This window comes from Pseudomonas sp. nanlin1 (assembly GCF_045571515.1).
Taxonomy (GTDB): Bacteria; Pseudomonadota; Gammaproteobacteria; order Pseudomonadales; family Pseudomonadaceae; genus Aquipseudomonas.
The window spans coordinates 2189848-2205140 of sequence record NZ_CP124218.1 but is presented as its reverse complement, the minus strand read 5'-3'; the positions used below and the strand labels follow the sequence as shown (position 1 = coordinate 2205140).

At 59.2% G+C, this 15293-nt stretch carries 13 protein-coding genes; 5 read left to right on the top strand and 8 right to left on the bottom strand.

The window, feature by feature from the left end; all coding sequences use genetic code 11:
- Positions 1 to 16 precede the first annotated feature (16 nt).
- The 3 genes from QCL65_RS10390 to QCL65_RS10380 all read left to right on the top strand — a co-directional run bounded on the left by QCL65_RS10390 (position 17) and on the right by QCL65_RS10380 (position 3772).
- On the top strand, positions 17 to 583 hold the full coding sequence (locus QCL65_RS10390; protein WP_407316139.1) for a GNAT family N-acetyltransferase: 567 nt from the start codon (positions 17 to 19) through the stop codon (positions 581 to 583).
- A 106-nt stretch (positions 584 to 689) separates the two neighbouring features.
- A complete protein-coding gene (locus QCL65_RS10385) occupies positions 690 to 2486 on the top strand; it encodes a methyl-accepting chemotaxis protein (RefSeq protein WP_407316138.1) in 1797 nt (598 codons plus the stop codon).
- Positions 2487 to 2662: 176 nt separating this feature from the next.
- Positions 2663 to 3772, top strand: a complete 1110-nt coding sequence (locus QCL65_RS10380) for an alpha/beta hydrolase (protein ID WP_407316137.1) — start codon at positions 2663 to 2665, stop codon at positions 3770 to 3772.
- A gap of 36 nt (positions 3773 to 3808) precedes the next feature.
- Here QCL65_RS10380 and QCL65_RS10375 read toward each other — a convergent pair whose 3' ends face one another.
- Complete coding sequence (locus tag QCL65_RS10375; RefSeq protein ID WP_407316777.1) at positions 3809 to 4144, bottom strand: c-type cytochrome; 336 nt, start codon at positions 4142 to 4144, stop codon at positions 3809 to 3811.
- Positions 4145 to 4215: 71 nt separating this feature from the next.
- Positions 4216 to 4605 carry a hypothetical protein gene (locus QCL65_RS10370; RefSeq protein ID WP_407316136.1) on the bottom strand — a complete coding sequence of 130 codons (390 nt, stop codon included), beginning with the start codon at positions 4603 to 4605 and terminating at the stop codon, positions 4216 to 4218.
- 181 nt (positions 4606 to 4786) lie between these two features.
- Between QCL65_RS10370 and QCL65_RS10365 the strand changes: the two genes are divergently transcribed.
- Complete coding sequence (locus QCL65_RS10365) at positions 4787 to 5005, top strand: hypothetical protein (RefSeq protein WP_407316135.1); 219 nt, start codon at positions 4787 to 4789, stop codon at positions 5003 to 5005.
- A gap of 166 nt (positions 5006 to 5171) precedes the next feature.
- Here QCL65_RS10365 and QCL65_RS10360 read toward each other — a convergent pair.
- The 6 genes from QCL65_RS10360 to QCL65_RS10335 form a co-directional block, all read right to left on the bottom strand.
- Positions 5172 to 6394 (bottom strand): IS3 family transposase gene (locus QCL65_RS10360; protein WP_407311676.1). Its coding sequence is split into 2 segments (ribosomal slippage): positions 5172 to 6043 and positions 6043 to 6394, totalling 1224 coding nucleotides; the frame shifts between segments, so codons are not numbered across the junction.
- Positions 6395 to 6500: 106 nt separating this feature from the next.
- Complete coding sequence (gene glgX, locus QCL65_RS10355) at positions 6501 to 8681, bottom strand: glycogen debranching protein GlgX (protein ID WP_407316134.1); 2181 nt, start codon at positions 8679 to 8681, stop codon at positions 6501 to 6503.
- 277 nt (positions 8682 to 8958) lie between these two features.
- On the bottom strand, positions 8959 to 9996 hold the full coding sequence (locus QCL65_RS10350) for a GGDEF domain-containing protein (RefSeq protein ID WP_407316133.1): 1038 nt from the start codon (positions 9994 to 9996) through the stop codon (positions 8959 to 8961).
- Between the two features lie 232 nt (positions 9997 to 10228).
- Complete coding sequence (locus QCL65_RS10345; RefSeq protein WP_407316132.1) at positions 10229 to 11563, bottom strand: lysine N(6)-hydroxylase/L-ornithine N(5)-oxygenase family protein; 1335 nt, start codon at positions 11561 to 11563, stop codon at positions 10229 to 10231.
- A gap of 121 nt (positions 11564 to 11684) precedes the next feature.
- On the bottom strand, positions 11685 to 13322 hold the full coding sequence (locus tag QCL65_RS10340; protein ID WP_407316131.1) for a cyclic peptide export ABC transporter: 1638 nt from the start codon (positions 13320 to 13322) through the stop codon (positions 11685 to 11687).
- 313 nt (positions 13323 to 13635) lie between these two features.
- A complete protein-coding gene (locus tag QCL65_RS10335) occupies positions 13636 to 14799 on the bottom strand; it encodes a diguanylate cyclase domain-containing protein (RefSeq protein ID WP_407316130.1) in 1164 nt (387 codons plus the stop codon).
- Between the two features lie 275 nt (positions 14800 to 15074).
- On the opposite strand from QCL65_RS10335, the gene QCL65_RS10330 reads away from it, so the two are divergent.
- Positions 15075 to 15284 carry a hypothetical protein gene (locus QCL65_RS10330; RefSeq protein ID WP_407316129.1) on the top strand — a complete coding sequence of 70 codons (210 nt, stop codon included), beginning with the start codon at positions 15075 to 15077 and terminating at the stop codon, positions 15282 to 15284.
- Positions 15285 to 15293: the final 9 nt, after the last annotated feature.

Here is a 15293-nt window from a genome sequence, read left to right as displayed (position 1 = left end):
TAGCCAAGAGCCCGCAATGATTCATATCCGCCCCATGACCGCCGCCGACTTCGACCGTTTCTGGCCCACTTTCCAGGCCGTGGTCAGTGCCGCCGAAACCTATGCCTACGAGCCCAGCACCACCCGCGAACAGGCACAGGCCCTATGGCTCGACTACCCGCTGCACACGCTGATCGCCGAGGACGAGCAAGGCACCCTGCTGGGCAGCTACTACCTCAAGGCCAACGCGGCCGGCCCCGGTGGGCACGTGTGCAACTGCGGCTATATGGTGAGCGCGGCCGCCCGTGGCCGGGGCGTGGCCCGGTTGATGTGCGAGCACTCGCAACAACTGGCGCGTGACCAGGGCTTTATGGCCATGCAGTTCAATTCGGTGGTCAGCAGCAATGAAGTGGCGGTAGCGCTGTGGCAAAAGCTAGGCTTCGAGGTGGTGGGCCGGTTGCCCAAAGCCTATCGTCACGGTCAATTGGGGCTGGTGGATTGCCTGGTGATGTACAAGTGGTTGCTGCCGCAACCCGCACAGCCGGGGCTAATTGGCCGGAAAAATATTGAATCGGTGGTCTCGCGCCCGAGGCGTAAAACTTAATCCGTCACATTGGGTTCATCAGCTGATTAAAGGTTTGCCACCGGCGGTCGATTTTTAAGGATCGAAGTTGAATTATTTCAAAATTTAACTGCCCAGGAGCAGCGGCATGCAGATGTGGAAGACGGTTTACGAGTCTATCGAGAAGCAATTTTTCGATAGCCTGACCAAAAAACTCTCCAGCCTGTTCCTGCTCGTACTGGTCAGTGCACTGCTCTACTGGGTGGCATTGAACCTGCGCGGCGAGATCCTCCAGCCCTTGCGCGGCGCAGCGCTGGACCCAGCCCTTTTGAGCCAGATCGAAAGCCGCCTCGACCTATTGAACAACTTTATCCTGGCCAGCACTCTGTTTACTTTGACGCTGGTCAGTTTTATGGTCTGGTACTTCCGGCACCTGATCGTGCGCCCGGTCAACAACATGACCCGCGCCCTGGAAGAAGTGGCCAATGGCGAAGGTGACTTGTCCAAAGACCTGCCCCTGCTCACCCACGACGAAATCCGCACCCTGGCCAACACCTGCAATCGCTTCTTGGGTAAGCAACGGGAAATCATCAGCAACGTTCAAGCCCTGACCGTGCATATTGCCGTCGAGTCGGCGCGGTCGCTGAAAAACATCAGCGACTCCAGCGACAGCACGACCCACCAGGCGCGCTTCGCCAAAGAGGTCATGGAACAAAGCAACACCGCCGTTGGGCGCATCGAAGAGGTCTCGCTGCAAACCCAGGGTATCTCCAGCACCACCGCGCAGAACCTCAGCATGGCCCGCAACTCTTACGGCGAACTGCTCGACGTGACCGGTAAGATCAGCGAGATATCCACCCGCCTCAGTGAGTTCGGGACCTTGGTGTCGGCGCTGAACCAGCGTTCATCCAGCATTAAGTCCATCGTCGGCTTGATCCAGCAGATCTCTTCGCAAACCAACCTGTTGGCCCTCAACGCGGCCATCGAAGCGGCCCGCGCCGGCGAGAGCGGCCGCGGTTTCGCTGTGGTCGCCGATGAGGTACGCACCTTGGCGCAGAACGTCAGCCGCGCCACTGACGATATTTCCAGCAACATCGATGCAATGTTGCTGGAAGTCAGCAAGACCCACCAACAAACCGCAGAGATCAGCGACAGCGCGCGCCAAACGCAAAACGTGGTGGAGCGCGCTTCCGGGCACTTCGAGAGCATGATTGGCGATTTCGAAGCCACCAGCGGCAAACTGGCTGACATCGCCGAGCATATACAGCAGTTCGCCGACAGCAATACCGGTATCAACGACCGTGTCACCCAGATCTACGCGGACAGCCAAGCCATCGATCAGCGCATGCAGCACTCGGCGACCGCCACCCGCGACCTCTCCGGCGTCGCCGAGCGGGTGCAAACCCTGCTCGGCCGTTTCGTCCTCGGCCACGGCGCGCTGGACGCGGCGATCACCCGTGCCAGCCAGTGCCGCGACCGCTTGCAGGAGCACCTGAACGCCTTGCACAAGGGTGGCTTGAACCTGTTCGACCAGACCTACCGGATGATCCCCAACACCGACCCCAAACAATACCTGACCGCCTACACCGAACGCTTCGCCCAGGTCTGCCAGCAAGAGATCGACATCCTCGCCAAGGGCACCCCGGGGGGCAAGGTGGCGTTTATCGTCGACACCAAAGGCTACTGCCCGGTAAACAACAGCTGGGTCTCGAAAACACCGACAGGCAACCGCGAAGTCGACCTGCCCGTGTGCCGCAATAAACGCATGTTCAGCGACCCCACCGGCCTGCGCGCCGCCAGCAATACCCAGCGTTTCCTGCTGCAAACCTACCTGCGCGACACCGGAGAAATCATGACCGAGATCGACGTGCCGTTCTTTATCGACGGCCGTCACTGGGGCAACTTGCGCCTGGGCTTTGATGCGTCATTGTTGTTGGTGGAGTGATGGAAAGCTGTCCGGGCTCCGAGAAACCCTCTGCTGGATTACCACTTGATACCCTCAGACTAACCGGCAATGGATGACTGACCGTCGGTCGGCACAAGGTCATTTTGCTTTGAACACCGCCTACTCGCGCGCGCACCAAATAAGGGTATCCCCATTCCTATGCGCGAGAGATAACAATGCCAATACCTTCCAAGCTTCGTTCAGCTGCGCTGCTGTCCCTGTGTGTTGCCGGCTTGGCCGCGGGCCTGAGCGGCTGCGCCCGTGACCCGGAAAAACGCTCCGTTTCCGAATTGGCTGTGAGCAGCACGAAAAGCCTGCTGCGCACTGACGCGGATATGCAAAAGGTGCTGAACAAATTCGCCAGCTTCGATGCCAAAGCGGTCGAAAAAATCAGCCCCGCCGAAGCCCGCCAGCAACCCACCATCGCGGACGCGGTGAAGGGTGTGCTCGCCGACCAGAAGCGCTCCAGCGAGCCGACTGATTTGGTGCCAGGGGTGACCACCCAGGAGATCAGCATCCCGGGCGCGGCCGGCAACAGTATGCCGGCGACGGTCTACACCCCCGCCGGTACTGGCCCGTTCCCGGTGGTGTTGTATTTCCACGGCGGTGGCTGGGTGTTCGCTGACCGTAAGGTGTATGACGGCGGCGCCCGTGGTCTGGCCAAACAGGCTAACGCCATCGTGGTCTCGGTGGACTACCGATTGGCCCCGGAAAACAAATTTCCCGCTGCCCACGATGACGCGCTCGCGGCCTATCGCTGGCTCAGCCAAAACGCCGCCTCGCTTAAAGGTGACCCACAGCGCCTGGGCCTGGCCGGAGAAAGCGCGGGGGGAAATCTCGCGGTGGCCACGGCCGTCGCCGCTCACAAAGCCGGTTTGACTGCCCCACGCCATGTGCTGGCGGTGTACCCGGTCGCGCAAACCAAGACCGATACCCCGGCGTACCTGCAGTATGCCGATGCCATGCCGCTGAACCGGCCGATGATGTTGTGGTTTGTCGCAAACGTGACCAAGAACACCAGCGACCTACAAGACCCTCGTTTGGATCTGGTCCACGCTAACCTCAAGGGCTTGGCGCCGGTAACCTTGATCAATGCTGAAATTGACCCATTGCGTGACGACGGCGCGCAACTGGAGCAGGCCTTGCGCAACGCTGGGGTTAGCGTTGAGCGCAAGGTCTACCCAGGGGTGACCCATGAGTTCTTTGGCACCGCCGCGGTGGTTAAAAAAGCAGAAGAAGCACAGGCTTACGCCGGTGCACGCTTGCAAGCCGACCTGACTCGCTGATCGACCACTGGGGCGGCCACACCGCCCCGGTGCTGCTTACTTGAAGGTCGCCAAGTAGGCCAGCAGGTTATCCACTTTTTCGGCATCGCTGATGCCCCAAAGGCGCATTTTGGTCCCGGGCACCACCTCGCTGGGATCCGCGACAAAGGCGGTGAGTTTTTCGCGGTCCCAGACAATCCCCGAGGCTTTCATTTCAGGCGAATACACATAGCCCTCGGTACTGCCTGCGCGGCGCCCAAAGATACCGTTGAGCTCAGGGCCGAAAGCGGCGCGTGCTGAAGGCCCGACCTTGTGGCAGCCACCGCACACTCGCGTGAAGAGTTTCTCCCCGGCTTCGAGATCAGCGGCCTGAGCCTGACACGCCATCACCATAACCAAGCCCACCCACCACGACGTAACAACATTCTTCATAGATACTTTCCGCAAATAACGCTCTGAAAATTTCAACGCAGGCGCCAGCCCTTGCCGGTCGTGCGCGCCCTGGGGTCGCCCGCCATGCACCACGTCACCTCGGTTTGCTTGATCTGCTGCAATGCTTCAGGGGTAAGGCGCTGGCCATAGATCTGTTGCAACTTGGCGGCATTCTCTAGCGCGTTCTGGTAACGCTTCTGCGCGCTCCGATCGCAGGCATCGATGTCCTGGCGAAAGCGCGCGGCCTGGGCTTGCCCGACTAGCGTAGGGTGCACGAATGCGGTATCGGCGTAGCGCTGCTGGGCGTAGTCGATAGCCACCGACGGGCTGGGCTCAGGCTGATTCGCGTTCGGGTGAGCGCAACCGAGGCACAGGGCCAGCAGGGTCGCAACGGCCATCGAGCGGGCAGCATTGCGTGGCATAAGGGCGTCCTCCTGGAAATCATCCACTGTAACCATCGAGCCCGGCCTAGGGAAGCGATGAGTCAGGCCGGCACTGATCGGCTGTCGAGCGATGGCAGAAAGATCTTAGGCCAGCCCCCTGGCTAGGCTAATATCGCCCCATCGCCCCTTCCCTTTTTGCTGAAACCAGCAGCGGAGCCCCATGAACGACGATTTGCGAGCAGAACCGGACCTAGACCAACCCGCCGTATTCAAACCGCGACGCAAACCACGCAGCAAAAATTGGCTGGCGTACCAGATCGCGCTGGGCATCATCCTGGGCGGCAGTGTGTTGTGGACATTAGCGACCCTCATCAGCTTTGCGGCTGCGCGCTTATTGCTGGGGCAATGGCAAGTGACGGTGCCAGGGCTGACGCACTGAGGGATGAGACAAAAGATCGGGGGCAAGCCCCCTCCTACGACGGGTGCGTAGGAGGGGCCTCAGCCCCGATCTTTTGATCTTCTGGCAATACCGATCACGATCAAAAAGTCGGAAGCTATATTTAAGGCATGTCTAGTCCTGAAATAGGTTTACACCTGTTTCACGCTCAAAACGCCCGATGCACCGCATCGGGCGTTTTGTATTTCAGGGATAAGTGTGGCCGCTCCCTATTGTAGATCTGCACCGATTCATCCACCATTTTCACTGCATCTGCCAAGTCTTTAGGCCGATTGAGTAGAAACTCAGTCTTCAATATCCCGTTTACCCGCTCGGCCATAGCGTTCTGGTAGCAGTCATAGCCATCAGTCATCGAGCACCGGATTCCATACCTGGTATGCAGCCGCTGATAGAGGTCGGAACAGTACTGGGCGCCGCGATCTGAATGATGAATCAGTATCTGATCGGTTTTTCGCTCTCTTACCGCTTTTTCCAGTGCCTTTATCACCGACTGGGTATGCAGGCTTTCATGCACGTGATGGCCAACAATCTTGCGTGAGTACGCATCTGTCACAAGGCTCACGTAGGCCACGCTTTCCTGCGTAGGCAGGTAGGTTATGTCTGCAACCCAGACCTGTTCGGGCCCACTAGCCACAACTTGTTCCGGACCTGCTTTGAGCAGGTTGGAATGCCGGCGAAAGCGATGATGGCTATGAGTGGTCTTGTGATAAGCCCGTTTGCGCGGAACCAGCTCGCGCGCATCACGAAGGATGGTAAACAGACGGTCTCTACCCACGCACAACGACGCAGGAGCTTCGACGCTCATCAAGTAGTGCAGCTTGCGCGTTCCCAGCCTAGGCTGGCGACGCCGCTTTTCCAGGACGAAGTCCATCACCTCTTGGTCTTGGCGGACTCTCGCGTCAAAAGCGCGATTGCGCTTGTAATACGCTTGGCGCGAAATACCCATGAAGAGGCAAGCCCTGCTAATACTCAGGTCTTGGATTTGCCCTTGTGAGAGGACTTGCCGGGTCGCTTTTTTACGACGGAAACACCGTAGTCATTTTTCAAGACGTTCACGACAGCTTCAAAGAACTGGGCCTTCTGATTGCTCAGTGCCAGTTGCTCTTCAAGCTCTTTAATCCGCTGCTCGGGTGACGGCGGGAGGGTTGGCTCGGTCATGGACCTGATCCTCGGCTCTCGAATTGATGCGCCTTGGCTCCAATCCTGTCGACCGTGCTTTCGTAACCAGACCAGCACCGTCGACCGGCCTTGGATGCCATAGCGTCGCTGGGCTTCTTTATAACTCAACTCGCCTTTTTCAACCTGGTCTACGACCGATAATTTAAAGGCTAGCGTGTAATCGCGTTGGCTGCGCCTTTTACCCGAATCCATTAAGTCCTCCTGAGGAAAGGTCAGAAGGTGTAAACCTTATTCAGGACGGGACAGCACCCACAAAAAGGCCCGGCATTGCGCCAGGCCTTTTTTTACCGCACAGCCGTTAGCCGCGTTTTTTCTTCTTGGTTACACCCAGCTCGAACATCAACACTGAACGCCCAGTGACTTGATACTGGTCGCCGAAGTTAAACGTGTCACCGGGCTCGAATTCTTCCTGGTTGGTGTCCAGTTGCAACATCCAACGCTCGCCCTGGGGTACCGACGGCAGGGTGAATTCGACCATGTCATAGTGGGAGTTGACCACGATCAGTAGCGAATGGTCGGCACCGGCCTTGCGGATACCGCTTGGCTGAGCACGCCCATCGAGCAAGATGCCCATGCACTTATTGTTGCCATCTTCCCACTGCTCCGAGCCCATCTCCTCGCCATTGGGCTGGATCCAGCTGACGTCCTTCACGCCCAGGGTTTCGTTGTAGTCGCCAGTGAAGAAGCGATTACGGTGCAGGATCGGGTAGCGGCGACGCAGGTCGATCAAGTAGCGAGTGAACTCCAGCAGCTCGGTGCTCTTCTCGCTGATGTTCCAGTCGATCCAGCCGATTTCGCTGTCTTGGCAGTACGCATTGTTGCTGCCGCCCTGGGTGCGCGCGAATTCGTCACCGGCCAGTAGCATCGGCGTGCCCTGGGCCAGGAACAAGGTAGAGAGCAAATTGCGCATTTGGCGGTAGCGCAGTGCGACGATCTCGGGATCATCAGTCGGGCCTTCCACGCCACAGTTCCACGACTTGTTGTCGGAGTGACCGTCGCGGTTGTCTTCGCCGTTGGCTTCGTTGTGCTTGTCGTTGTACGACACCAGGTCGTTCAAGGTGAAGCCATCGTGGGCAGTAATGAAGTTCACCGACGACGCTGGCTTGCGCCCGCGGCGGTTGAACTGGTCGCCAGAGGCCAGGAAGATCTTGGCGAAATGGCCCAGTTGCTCGTCTTCGCCCTTCCAGAAGGCCCGGGAAATGTCGCGGAACTTGTCATTCCACTCCATCCAGCCTGGCGGGAAGTTGCCCACCTGGTAGCCGCCAGGGCCGCAGTCCCAAGGTTCGGCGATCAGTTTCACCTGAGCCAGCACCGGATCCTGACGGCAAGCGTCGAGGAAGCCACCGCCCTCACTGAAACCATGAGCTTCGCGGCCCAGAATGGTCGCCAGGTCGAAACGGAAACCGTCCACGCCCATCTCCGTGCTCCAGTAGCGCAGGGAGTCGGTGACCATTTGCAGCACGCAAGGGTGGCTCATGTTCAGGGTGTTACCGGTGCCGGTGTCGTTGATGTAATAACGCGCATCGTCGGGCATCAGGCGGTAGTAGTTGGCGTTGTCGATCCCTTTGAGGGACAACGTCGGGCCCATCTCGTTACCTTCAGCGGTGTGGTTGTACACCACGTCCAGGATCACTTCCAGGCCAGCCTTATGGAAGCGCGAGACCATGATCTTGAACTCGCTGATCGACTGCCCCGCCATATAACGCGCATGGGGTGCAAAGAAGCCCAGGGTGTTGTAGCCCCAATAGTTGCGCAGGCCCTTTTCCAACAGATGGTTGTCATCGAGGAAATAATGGATTGGCATCAGCTCGACCGAGGTCACGCCCAGGTCGCGGATGTATTCCACCACGTCGTTCTCGTTCAACGCGGCGAACGTGCCACGGATCGACTCCGGTACGGAAGGGTGCTGCATGGTGAAACCGCGAACGTGGGTTTCATAGAAAATAGTCTTGTCCCACGGGGTGTTTGGCTTACCCGTGGTGCCCCAGGTGAATGCCGGGTCGACTACTCGGCAACGCGGCATAAACGGCGCGCTATCACGTTCGTCGAAGGACAGATCGCCATCGGGGTGGCCCACGGTGTAGCCAAACAAAGCATCGTCCCACTGCAACTCACCAGAAATCTGTTTGGCGTAGGGGTCGATCAAGAGTTTATTGGGGTTGAAGCGGTGGCCATTGGCGGGGTCATACGGGCCGTGAACGCGGTAGCCGTAGAGCGTGCCAGGACGGGCGTCGGGCAAGTAACCGTGCCAGATCTCGTTAGAGAACTCCGGAAGTTCGATACGCTCGATTTCTTCATTGCCGTCGATGTCGAACAGGCACAGCTCGACTTTGGTAGCGTTGGCGGAAAAAATCGCAAAGTTGACACCTGAACCGTCCCACGTGGCACCTAACGGATAAGGCAGGCCCTCGCTGACGCGACTGGCTGGGCGCGTGCCCTCGGTGTCGGGAAGTTTGATGCCGGATGATAGGTCTGTCATGGTCGAACGCTCGAAAATAAAGGATAGGGCTGGAAATCCTGAGGCTGCAACGATCAGCGACGTCTAGGGATAGAAGCCGCTGCGCGCAAACAGTTCAGGAAATCTCGGCGCAGACCGATATTTGGCGGGACGCTGTGATAACAGATTGGGGCCGAGCCCCCTGCACATCCGATGCGTAGGAGGGGGCCGCCCCCGATCTTTTGCCTTGATGCGGTATTTGGGGCTGAAGATCGAGAGCTCGGGGCTGAGGCCCCTCCTACTTGGGCCAAGGGCCCTCCTACCGGCAGACGGGCGTTTCGTTCCAGTAGACCAAACTTTTGCCTGCCCGTTTGGCCAGGTACAACTGCTGGTCAGCCTGCTTGAGCAAGCTGGTGGAATCGGCCCCTGGCCCCCAGGTGGCGATGCCTCCGCTGAAGGTAAAGCTGAACCCCAGGGTCGACTCGCCGCGCACGGTGCTCAGTAAATCCTGCAACTGCGTTTGCACCTCCATATCGCTACGCCCGCGAAACAACACGCCGAATTCCTCGCCGCCCAGGCGACCATAGCGTTGTTGGCCCATGCAGCGGCGGAAGGCATCGGCCATCCAGGTCAAGGCTGCATCGCCTTGCGCGTGGCCGTAGCGGTCGTTGATCGCCTTAAAGTCATCGATATCCAACATGGCAATGTGCAGGCTCTGCCCATCAGTTTCCGCACAGGCCTTGTCCAATGCCGCCATTAGCGAACGGCGGTTCTCCAACCCGGTCAGGCCATCGGTTTCAGCCAGGGTCCGGTAGCGTTCGGTGAGGGCATGGGTGGTTTGCAAGGCGCGCAGGAACGTCATGCTGAGCAAGGCGCCCATGCCCAGGGTCATGCCGATCAACAGGTACAGCAGCCCGGTATCCACCGACGGCACGATCAAGTCATGCCGGCCGTACAACACCATCGCCCACACGCAAATGCAACTGAGCAGGTAATCGAACAGATGGGAAAAGAACGCCGTGACCCCCAGGCAGATCAGCACCGCCACCGGCAGCAACCAAACGCGCCCGGGGGCGCCCATAGCGTCGATCAGCGAGATATAAGCCAGGCCCTCGAACACCACAAAGATGCTCAACGACAGACGCCAGAATAAAAAACGCCGGGATAGCAGCATCACGGCACTGCAGAGCAACATGCCGGCATAACCGAACCAGCCGGTGGCAACCGAAACGCCCTGCAAGTAAGGATTGAGGATCACGCTCAACGGAAACGCCACGGCAGCAAAGCCGTGGGCAAGTAAATTGGGCAGGCGCAGCACATTTTGCAAGTGCAGCGTGTAGTGCCGGGAATTGCTCAAGAGGGAACTCGCGATAGACCACCCACGCCATCCAGGCGTGCAAGCGGGCACTCAAGGCACCTTATTCCTAACAAGATGGCCGTTTGATATCAATATTGTCATGATATCGGCCATCCTTACAGCGGCTTTAGACTCCCGGTGCAACCTTTGGTCGCACAGCCCGCCCCATTACGGTGCATCGGAGACCCACGACTTGGCGGCCATCCCCTCTATCGGCCGGCTTGTCCCGGTCTTAAACCGCTGTGCTGTGGCGCCTATGCTCGCTGCTCAGATTCACCCGCGCCAACTGCAACTCCAGCGCTTGGGCAATTTCTCCAGCGCGGGCCGGCAATACCGACAGCAAGGTATCGCTCAAACCATGGGAGTGCTGGCTAAACCCCTGGATAAAGATGGGCGTTTCCAACTCAGGGCGGGCGAGCAGCTGGTAGCTGCGATCGACGCGAAAATCATCCAGGTAGTCTTTTAGCGGCGCCAGTAGCTCACGGTGAGAGCGGCGCTCGTAGCCCGTCGCCAGAATCACCGCATCATAGCCGCGGGACTCGTGGCTGCCCGTGGCCAGATCGCGCAATTGCAGGTGCAAGCGGCCATCGAGCGACTCCACCGATTCGATCGAGCGCCGGCACAGGAAGCCATGCCGAGGCTGGCCCGAGACCTTCTGCCGATACAGAATGGCGTAGATACGTTCGATCAGGTTCAGGTCCACCACCGAATAGTTGGTGTTGTGGTATTCGCGGATCAGCCGCTCGCGCTCGGTTTCCGGCTGGTTGAACACCAGGTCGGTGTAGTCCGGGCCAAAGATCTCATTGACGAATGGGCTGTCATCGGCCGGCTTCAACACGGCGGCGCGCAGGATCATGTCCACCTGCACCGATGGGTAGCTGTCATTCAAATCGATGAATGCCTCAGCTGCACTCTGCCCTGCCCCCACCACGGCGATGCGCATGGGCTTGCCTTGGCTGCAGGGTTGCCCGGCCATGGCCGACAAGTAGCGGGCGTGGTGAAACACCCGTGGGTCGTCCTTGAACGGCGTGAACGCCAGGGGAATCTTCGGCGTGCCGCCGGTGCTGACCACGGCAGAGCGCGCCAGGCGCGCCTGTTCGCGGCCGTGCACGTCACGGCTGATCACCTGCAGCCGGCGGATTCGCCCACCCTCGTGCACGGGCTCGACGCGCAGCACTTGCTCACCCAAACGGGCCTGGGCGGAAAACTGCGTGGCCACCCAGCGCAGGTAATCGTTGTACTCCATGCGGCACGGGTAAAAGGTGCCCAGGTTGATAAAGTCCACCAGGCGGCCGTGGGCCTGCAAATAGTTAACGAAAGAGTAAGGGCTGGACGGGTTGCGCAGGGTGACCAAGTCTTTGAGGAAGGAAATCTGCAACTCGCTCTGCGCCACTAGGGTATTGCCATGCCAGTGGTAATCGGCCTGGCGCTCCAGAAACAGAGGCTTGAGCGCCTGACCGGTCTGCTCGCCACGTTCTTGCAAAGCGATGGCCAACGCCAGATTGGAGGGGCCAAAACCGATACCGATTACGTCATGTACCGAGGGCGAAGGGGCGTGTTGCGTCATGTCGTCGATTCCTTCCAGACAGGAATGGGAGGGTCGGTAGTGCGTGGGCTACCGAATACAACTTATACGGTTGGCGGGCCTATGGATTTAGGCCCTTTTAGCGGCGCTTGATGGCCTGGACCTAGGCCGTTTCGGTAAGCGGCGGGGCTACCTCGCGCTCACTGATCTGCCCGCGCTCGAGCTTGATCAACTGGTCGGCCAGGTGGAAGTAACGATCATCATGGGAAATCACCAGCAGGGTCCTACCCTGGGCACGCAACTGGGGCAGCAGCTCGCGGTAGAACACGTCACGGAAGGTCGGGTCCTGGTCGGCCGCCCATTCGTCGAAAACAATCACCGGGCGGTTCTCCAAGCAGGCCGCAATCAGCGCCAAGCGCTTGCGCTGGCCTTGGGAGAGATCGCGGGTAGAGAACGCCCCTTCACTGACGCTGACTTTATGTTCCAGATGCAATTTGCTTAGCCACTCCCGCGCCTTGGCATCAAAGGCCGGATCCGGCGCTTCCAGTAGCGAGTCAAATAAATGAAAGTCGGCGAACACTGCCGAGAACAGCTGCCGATAAGCGCCCCACTCCCCTGCCACCAGCTGCCGGCCGTCCACCTTGATGTGCCCGCTCTCCGGGGTGTACAAACCGGCTATCAGCTTGGCCAGGGTGGTCTTGCCGCTGCCATTGCCGCCCACCAGAAAGGTGGTTTCACCGGCCTTGAGGGTCAGGTTGATCGGGCCCAGGGTGAACACTTCGTCTTCGCGCTCATTGAAATAACCATGGGTCAGCGCCTGTAACTCCAGGGTGACACCGCGCTGGCCGGTGGCCAATGGGCGGGAGTCGTTTTCCACCTCGGCGCGCAACTCGTCCAGGGTGGATTCGATACGAGCACTGGCCACCTGGGCCATGCTCAACTGTGGCAGGCTCAGTAACACCCCTTCCAGCGGGCCCATCATGTACAGAAACACCATCACGTAACCGGTGATCACGGCCGCATCGGCCGGCATCCACAGGCGCAAAAATAACACCAGGCCAATCAGCACCAAAAACAACAAGCGGCCCCACGCCCCCGTGATGGAAAACAGCACCAGCCCCTTGGCCCGGTTGTAGCGCACCCGCTCCACCGCCGAGACCAAAACCTCCTCAACAAAACGCCGGGCTTTGCCGCGGTTCAACTTCAGTTCCTTGGCACCTGAGACCATCGCATCGAAATGGCCGAACAACTCATCTTGGCTGCTGCCCGCCGTGCGGAAATATTTGAGCATATGGGTATGGCACAGGTGATAGCCCAGGGAGCCTAGGCCGATGGTCAACACCGACACCAAAAAAATCGACCACGACAAATACGCCAGATAACCCAAGCACCCGAGCACCACCACCAAGCTGGTGACCAGCGTCGGAAAACCGGTAAAAAAGTTCGACAGCGTGGTGGTGTCATCTGCCAAAGCCGCCTGAATACGCCCCCGCCCGGTCTGCTCCAGGCGCCGCAGCGGCGCCGCCACCACGTGCCGCGCGATATGCACGCGCAAGGTCGCCAAGCCCTGCTGGCTCAACTGCGCAAACATCGCCCGCGACAGCACCTGAGTGCCCATCACCACGGCAATCGCCAGCACAAACGGCAGCGCATAACCACCCAGCCCCTCAAGGGGCGCGTTAAGGGCCTGATTGATCAGCGCCACCAACACCACATTGGCCAAGCCACAAACCAGGCTGGTGGCCACGGCCACGTACAAAAGCGTGCGCGAAGCTCGGACCAGCATACCGAACAATGACATGGTGTCTCCTTGGGGCAAACGGGGCGCAGGGGGATGAAGTCAGGGGTTTAGACGAGGGGGCGTGAGGGATATTTAGGCGGGGGCTGGAGGTACTGCGCGGGTGTGGGGAAGGTCAAGAGCTCGGGGGCAAGGCCCCCTCCTACGGTCAGCGGTAGATTTATATATCGAATATGTCGCTGATCGTAGAAGGGGGTCTTGCCCCCGAGTTCTTCGTTACGGCCCCGCGCACACCTTCAACGGTAGACACATCCCCGGTTTGCGGCGCGATAGCGCGGCATCGAAGACGACGGGGGGAGCTTCTACGCGCAAGGCCCTACACGCAGGCTCGGTTGCGCCCTTGCTGTTTGGCCTGGTACAGCAGGCGGTCGCACAGTTCGATCAAATCGTGGGCTTCGACCACTTCCGGGGATTGCGCCAGGGCGGCGCCGACGCTGATGGTGATGCCGTCGTCGCCGTCGATGCGGTGCCGGTGTTCGATGCGCAGGTCGGCCAGGGTTTGCACCAGGCTGTTGGCCATGCGGCTGAGGGTCAGGGGGTCGGTGACCGGCACGAGGATGGCGAACTCCTCGCCACCGTAGCGGAATATCTGAGATTGTGCCGGGTCGAGGGAGTTGACCAGGGTAGTGGCAACTCGAATCAGGCAGAGGTCGCCAGCTGGGTGGCCGTAGTGGTCGTTGAAGGGTTTGAAGTAGTCGATGTCCAGCAATAACAAGGCGAAGCCCTGCCCTTGCGCCTGTAGGGCGTCCCAGTGCTGCGCCAGTCGCAGGTCGAAGGCGCGGCGGTTACCTACGCCGGTCAGGGCATCGGTGACGGCCAGCGCTTGTAGGCGCAGGTTCAAGGCGGATAACTCGAACTGTTGCCGTTGTTGCTCGAGGTCGGCGTAAAAGGCCCTGCGTACGCCCATGATGTTGTGCCAGCCAATAAATAGACTGAATGCGACCACCGGCAAATACACCACGCTAAACACCAGTACCGACCTGGCATCGCCAGGGTGCAGCAGCACCACGTTGCCCAGGGTCAAGGCGACGATCAACAGGGAACACACCAGCGTGCCCCTTAATGAAACCCTGACGCCCAAGTTGCACAGAATGATGAAGATGACCGACGCGAATACAAAGCTCGGCACGTCTGGCGAGGTGCTGTGTTTGAGCAGTTCGAACCAGGCCACGGTGGAAAGGATGTCGTGAAACGGCATCAGTTGATCCAACAGCACCACATTGCGGCTGTAGCGAAACAGGATAAATACATCGAACAGGCCCAGGGTCACCATACTCAGGCGGGTGATCAACGAGGCTTGGGCCATGTCGGGAATGAGTAACGCATCGGCGATGACATAGGCCATGAAGGCGGCTGCCGCGATGAGATTGATAGCGAGCAGAAACCCCCGGTAGTGTTTGAGTACGTAGGCATTGAAAGCAGGCCGTAACGGCGCAGGGATCGGCGGGGGACGCGATAGCGCGTGCTCGGGCAGGTTCATGGGCAAGCCTTATGGAGGGGGTGAAGGCTGACAGGTGCGGAGGAAGTTTATGAGCAATGTGCCAGTAGCGTCTACGCCAGCAGGCCCCTTAAGTGAATGATTTAAAAGATAACTATCATGTAGTTAATGACGTCAAAAAATTTACACGAAAACTTCGCAGCATTATTTTCAGATGTTAATGTTTCGCCCTGGAGGCAGTTCGTATCTTATTCAGGGGCGATTGCAGTCGTTCGCTGACCGCCCCCGGCACTATTGATCAACGACAGGAGTTGCCAATGAGTCTTCCCGCTTTTTTCCTTAACGTCGTGGTGTGTACCAGCCCAAACCTGGAAACCTGTATGCCACCGCAATTCGTCTGGGCTGAGGACAAATCAGTGCCCGAAACCAAGCGTGTCGCCAACTGCCAGGCCCGCGCCCAGGAGCTCAATGCGGCGCGGGAGGATAAAAGCATGCATTACCGCTGTGAGGCACAGCGCGGCGCCTGAATGCTCTGC

What these genes read in the sequence shown, in the direction of transcription:
- QCL65_RS10390 (WP_407316139.1), top strand. Translation starts at nt 17, where the DNA reads ATGATTCATATCCGCCCCATGACCGCCGCCGACTTCGACCGTTTCTGG.
- QCL65_RS10385 (WP_407316138.1), top strand. Translation starts at nt 690, where the DNA reads ATGCAGATGTGGAAGACGGTTTACGAGTCTATCGAGAAGCAATTTTTC.
- QCL65_RS10380 (WP_407316137.1), top strand. Translation starts at nt 2,663, where the DNA reads ATGCCAATACCTTCCAAGCTTCGTTCAGCTGCGCTGCTGTCCCTGTGT.
- QCL65_RS10375 (WP_407316777.1), bottom strand. Translation starts at nt 4,144, where the DNA reads ATGGTGATGGCGTGTCAGGCTCAGGCCGCTGATCTCGAAGCCGGGGAG.
- QCL65_RS10370 (WP_407316136.1), bottom strand. Translation starts at nt 4,605, where the DNA reads ATGCCACGCAATGCTGCCCGCTCGATGGCCGTTGCGACCCTGCTGGCC.
- QCL65_RS10365 (WP_407316135.1), top strand. Translation starts at nt 4,787, where the DNA reads ATGAACGACGATTTGCGAGCAGAACCGGACCTAGACCAACCCGCCGTA.
- glgX (WP_407316134.1), bottom strand. Translation starts at nt 8,681, where the DNA reads ATGACAGACCTATCATCCGGCATCAAACTTCCCGACACCGAGGGCACG.
- QCL65_RS10345 (WP_407316132.1), bottom strand. Translation starts at nt 11,563, where the DNA reads ATGACGCAACACGCCCCTTCGCCCTCGGTACATGACGTAATCGGTATC.
- QCL65_RS10340 (WP_407316131.1), bottom strand. Translation starts at nt 13,322, where the DNA reads ATGTCATTGTTCGGTATGCTGGTCCGAGCTTCGCGCACGCTTTTGTAC.
- QCL65_RS10335 (WP_407316130.1), bottom strand. Translation starts at nt 14,799, where the DNA reads ATGAACCTGCCCGAGCACGCGCTATCGCGTCCCCCGCCGATCCCTGCG.
- QCL65_RS10330 (WP_407316129.1), top strand. Translation starts at nt 15,075, where the DNA reads ATGAGTCTTCCCGCTTTTTTCCTTAACGTCGTGGTGTGTACCAGCCCA.